Below are 5,375 nucleotides of genomic sequence, written 5' to 3'. Positions count from 1 at the left end.
TTCGTACACATTCAAAGCGCGGATGGTTTTCCGGCGAGTGAGATCAGTTTAGTAACTTTGCTTTGTGGTTTTAGATTTAGTTAAGCAAAATCTCATTTGATGCGAATCCTTACTGACAAAGGGCTGGCGGATTTCCGGCTGGATACGTTAGTTTGTATTGAAGGATAGATTTAAATGTTACAAAATGTAGTGTTTTTTATGCGGTCTTTGTGGCTTTTATGTTGTGCTTTGTGTTAAGAAAAGGTGATTTTCTAGTGAAAAATAACACTATAGTGCAACTGTGTGCGTATTGATTTTTCACGCCCCAGACTGCATTATCCGCCCCGTCTAAAATGACGCTGCTTTGAGTAAACGCTCGATAAACGAGTGCTATCTCGACACGAACTGCACCCAAAAACTCTAACTATCACCTTGCTTGTAAGGATGTCAGCAAGCAGCTTGTGCATTTCGGAGCTAAGCTTTTCCAGTTAAGAGCAGCGCAAAACACCTATGAGAGGTTCTTGTGACAGACTTAATCAATTTGATGAACGATCTTCTTTGGGGATCGATTCTGGTTTATCTACTGGTCGGCGTAGGTATCTACTTCACGCTGCGTCTTGGTTTCATTCAGTTCCGCCATTTTGGCCACATGTTTAGTGTGCTGAAAAACAGCCGCAAAGCAGACAGTGCCGGTATTTCTTCTTTCCAAGCTCTGTGCACCAGTCTGGCTGCCCGCGTCGGTACCGGTAACATGGCGGGTGTCGCCGTGGCACTGACTGCTGGTGGTCCGGGTGCGATTTTCTGGATGTGGTTGATTGCGATGCTGGGGATGGCGACATCTTTTGCCGAAAGTACCTTGGCTCAGCTTTACAAAACACGTGACAAAGACGGCAACTACCGTGGTGGTCCGGCTTACTACATGGAAAAAGGCCTCGGTATGCGTTGGATGGGGATATTGTTCTCTGTCTTCCTGATCATTGCATTTGGTCTGGTGTTCAACGCGGTACAGGCGAACTCAATCACTAACGCAATGAACAACGCTTTCGGCGTGGAGCCTTTGCATGTGGGCATCGTGATTGTGTTGATTTCAGCGTTCGTTATCTTCGGTGGTATCCGTAAGATCGCCCGCACTGCGGAACTTATCGTGCCAGTCATGGCATTGGCATACCTGGTTCTGGCGTTCTTCGTGATGTTTGCCAACTACGAAAAAGTACCGGCAGCACTGGCGCTGATCGTGAAAAGTGCTTTTGGTTTCCAGGAAGCGGCGGCCGGTGGTCTGGGCTATGCGATTGCCCAGGCGATGATCAATGGTATCAAACGTGGTCTGTTCTCGAACGAAGCGGGTATGGGTTCTGCGCCAAACGCAGCCGCATCCGCCACACCGTATCCGCCACACCCTGCGTCTCAGGGTTATGTGCAGATGTTGGGTGTGTTTGTTGATACAATCGTGATCTGTACTGCAACGGTGGCCATCATCCTGATGTCGGGTGAATATGTCCCGCACGGTGAAATCACTGGTATCGAACTGACGCAGCGTGCGCTGAGCTCACAAGTGGGCGACTGGGGTGGCATCTTTGTAGCGGTAGCGATTTTCTTCTTCGCCTTTACGTCGATCATTGCGAACTACTCGTACGCTGAAACCAACCTGATCTTCCTCGAGCACAATAACAAGAAAGGTCTGATGGTGTTCCGTGTGATTGTTCTGGGCATGGTTATGTTTGGTTCTCTGGCCACACTGCCAACCGTATGGTCACTGGCGGACGTCTCGATGGGGCTGATGGCGATTGTCAACCTGGTAGCGATTCTGCTGCTGTCTGGCATCGTGATCAAACTGGCGAAAGACTACAACCGTCAGTTGGATGCTGGCAAAGTACCGACTTTTGATGCCAACGATTATCCAGAGCTGAAATCTCAGCTGGAAGAGGGTATCTGGGACAACAACCGGAAAAACTGATTGTTCCCCGCTATTACAATGATTGAAAAAGCCATGCAGACAATGCATGGCTTTTTTTATAAGCTAATAGCAAATCATAATCAGGAAAGAAAAGTCATGCTTATTGTAGTTTCTCCGGCCAAAACGCTCGACTATGAATCGCCACTGGCGACCGAAAACTATACCCAACCAGAACTGACGGAACACTCAGCCGAGTTGATCGAGGAGTGCCGTAAGCTGACCCCGGCGGATGTATCTGCATTGATGAAAGTCAGTGATAAAATTGCCGGGCTGAATGTGGCGCGTTTTGCCGAATGGAGCCCGACATTTACGCCGGATAATTCGCGTCAGGCGATTCTGGCGTTTAAAGGCGATGTCTATACCGGGCTGGACGCGCAAACGCTGAGCGATGCCGATTTTGAGTACGCTCAGAAACACCTGCGCATGCTCTCCGGACTGTATGGTTTGCTCAAGCCACTTGATCTGATGCAGCCTTACCGCCTTGAAATGGGTACCAAGCTGGCCAATGCCCGTGGTACGAATCTGTATCAGTTCTGGGATACGATTATTACCAATAAGCTGAACGATGCTTTGCAGGCTCAGGGCGATAATGTACTGATTAATCTGGCATCAAACGAGTATTTCAAAGCGGTGAAACCGAAACATCTCGACGGCCAAATCATTACACCAGTGTTTAAAGATTGTAAAAACGGCCAGTACAAAGTGATCAGTTTCTACGCCAAGAAAGCGCGTGGCATGATGGCTCGCTATATTATAGAGAACCGCATCGAGTCGGTCGCGCAGCTGACTCAGTTTGATACGGCCGGTTACTACTTCGTGGAAGAAGAATCGACGCCAACCGAACTGGTGTTCAAACGCGAAGAGCAGGCTTAACCGAGAGATTTTCAGGAGACGGAAATGCTGACATGGTTCAAACGTGTACTGGCACGCTACGATGCCTGGTGTCAGTCGATGGGATTGACGCCGGAGAACAAACGCAGTTGCGTGCCTTATCGCAAGGATCCACTGCATGACAAGCGTGAATCCTGATTTTTCTCCTTTGTTCGACACGCATTGCCATTTTGACTTTGACGTGTTTGCCGACGATTTTCCCGCTCAGTTGTCGACCGCGCGACGTCATGGTGTGACCCGTTTATTGCTGCCAGCTATTGGTCCGGATAACTGGCAGCGTCTGCTGACACTGAGCAGTGAACATCGCGAGCTGTTTATCGCTCTTGGTTGCCATCCCTATTTTCTCCATCGTTACCAATTGAGCGACTTGGATCGCTTAGCCAGCTTATTGACACGCCGTTCACAGCAGTGCGTGGCCGTGGGGGAGTGCGGGCTAGATTTTGCTATTGATGTTGAGGTCAGCTTGCAGGAGCAGTTTCTGTTGGCTCAGATTGCGCTGGCGGAGCAACATCGGCTGCCCTTGGTTTTGCATTGTCGAAAAGCTCATAACCGATTGCTGCAATTGCTCAAGCAGACTCGTTTTTCTTATGGCGGTGTGCTGCACGGATTTGCAGGCAGTTACCAACAGGCCATGCAGTTTGTTGAGCTGGGATTTAAGATCGGAGTTGGTGGCACTATCACCTATAGTCGCGCAAAAAAGACGCGAAATGCGATTGCTCAATTGCCATTGGAGGCCTTAGTTCTGGAGACGGATTCTCCGGATATGCCACTGATGGGATACCAAGGTGAGCCCAATCACCCCAAGCGTTTAGCTCAGATACTGGAGGCATTGGTCGTACTGCGCCAAGAGGATAAGCAAACGGTTGCTAGTTCTGTTTGGAAAATAAGCAATCTGGCGTTCGGTATTTGTGAATAGTTTCTAAAGAAATTGTTCGTTGCCTACCCAGAAATCGGCCGAATAGTGATACATTTCACATTAATGAGTGAACGCATTATGAATCTTATAAGAAAGTGTGAGGGCGGCGTTACTTTATGTCTGACGGGCTGAGTATAATTGCCCGCGCTTAAGAGCTCCATTTTGTAACACGCCAACAAACAACTTATAAGGAAGTCATAAACTATGAGCCTGTTTATGAGCCTGATCGGCATGGCAGTACTGCTGGGAATTGCATACCTACTGTCAGACAACCGAAAAGCTATTAAATTAAGAACCGTGGGTGGTGCATTTGCTATCCAATTCGCAATCGGTGGTTTCGTTCTTTACGTACCATGGGGTCGTGACCTGCTGGCAGGTTTCTCTGCTGGTGTTCAGAACGTTATCGACTACGGTAAAGACGGCATCACTTTCCTGTTTGGCAGCCTGGTTAACTTCTCTGTTGACGGAATCGGCTTTATTTTTGCCTTCCAGGTGCTACCAACCGTTATCTTCTTCTCTGCACTGATCTCAGTTCTTTACTACCTGGGCGTCATGCAGTGGGTCATCAAGATTTTAGGTGGCGGCCTACAAATGGCTCTGGGTACTTCACGTGCCGAGTCTATGTCTGCAGCGGCTAACATTTTCGTGGGTCAAACTGAAGCACCGTTGGTTGTGCGTCCGTTTGTACCTCGCATGACTCAGTCTGAGCTGTTTGCAGTAATGTGTGGTGGCCTGGCATCGGTAGCTGGTGGTGTTCTGGCGGGTTACGCATCAATGGGTGTGCCTCTTGAATATCTGGTTGCAGCGTCATTTATGGCGGCGCCAGGTGGTCTGCTGTTCGCTAAGATCATCAAGCCGGAAACGGAAGAAGCTAATGAAGATCTTGATGCTGATATCGATGGCGGTGACGACAAACCGGCAAACGTGATCGATGCAGCTGCTGGCGGTGCTTCTATGGGTCTGCAACTGGCTCTGAACATCGGTGCGATGTTGCTGGCATTCATCGGTTTGATCGCGCTGATCAACGGTATGCTGGGCGGCATCGGTGGCTGGTTGGGTCACCCTGAGCTGACTCTGGAACTGATCCTGGGTTGGGTATTTGCTCCACTGGCGTTTGTTATCGGTGTTCCATGGAGTGAAGCTACACTGGCTGGCTCTTTCATCGGTCAGAAACTGGTGGTAAACGAATTCGTAGCGTACCTGAACTTTGTGCCTTACGTGGGTGAAAATGCTCAAGTAGTCGCAGCAACAGGCGCGCAACTGTCTGAGAAGACAACGGCAATCATCTCGTTTGCTCTGTGTGGTTTTGCTAACCTGTCATCTATCGCTATTCTGCTGGGTGGTCTGGGTGGTATTGCTCCGAACCGTCGTCACGACATCGCTCGTTACGGTATGAAAGCGGTAGCAGCAGGCACACTGTCTAACCTGATGGCAGCAACAATTGCTGGCTTCTTCCTGTCTTTCTAAGTAAGTAGAGTCAGACTATATAGACGCCACGATAACTCGCCCCGTAGCAAGAGATTGCTGCGGGGCGTTTTTCGTTTTTCACGCTGCAAAAACACAGCGATGGAAAAACTGAGATACAAACCGTTTGCGCTCTCAGCCCAACTACAGTTTTGCGATAAATACCTATAC

General features: G+C 49.2%; 5 protein-coding genes. All 5 read left to right on the top strand.

The window, feature by feature from the left end; all coding sequences use genetic code 11:
• Positions 1-502: 502 nt before the first annotated feature.
• The 5 genes from CAG65_RS10665 (at position 503) to CAG65_RS10645 (ending at position 5,207) form a co-directional block, all read left to right on the top strand.
• Complete coding sequence (locus tag CAG65_RS10665) at positions 503-1,933, top strand: amino acid carrier protein (protein WP_161453609.1); 1,431 nt, start codon at positions 503-505, stop codon at positions 1,931-1,933.
• Between the two features lie 96 nt (positions 1,934-2,029).
• Complete coding sequence (gene yaaA / locus CAG65_RS10660) at positions 2,030-2,806, top strand: peroxide stress protein YaaA (protein ID WP_021705963.1); 777 nt, start codon at positions 2,030-2,032, stop codon at positions 2,804-2,806.
• Positions 2,807-2,830: 24 nt separating this feature from the next.
• Complete coding sequence (locus CAG65_RS10655; RefSeq protein ID WP_021705962.1) at positions 2,831-2,962, top strand: DUF5363 family protein; 132 nt, start codon at positions 2,831-2,833, stop codon at positions 2,960-2,962.
• On the top strand, positions 2,943-3,740 hold the full coding sequence (locus CAG65_RS10650) for a TatD family hydrolase (protein ID WP_161453608.1): 798 nt from the start codon (positions 2,943-2,945) through the stop codon (positions 3,738-3,740). The genes CAG65_RS10655 and CAG65_RS10650 overlap by 20 nt, the downstream gene beginning before the upstream one ends.
• 204 nt (positions 3,741-3,944) lie before the next feature.
• Positions 3,945-5,207, top strand: coding sequence for a NupC/NupG family nucleoside CNT transporter (locus CAG65_RS10645; protein ID WP_021705960.1), 1,263 nt, complete (start codon positions 3,945-3,947; stop codon positions 5,205-5,207).
• Positions 5,208-5,375: the final 168 nt, after the last annotated feature.

Origin of the sequence: Vibrio sp. V39_P1S14PM300 (assembly GCF_009904765.1) — a bacterium.
Lineage (GTDB): Bacteria > Pseudomonadota > Gammaproteobacteria > Enterobacterales > Vibrionaceae > Vibrio > Vibrio proteolyticus.
Note: the sequence above shows the minus strand (reverse complement) of the source record. Positions and strands in the feature narration are given on the sequence as shown.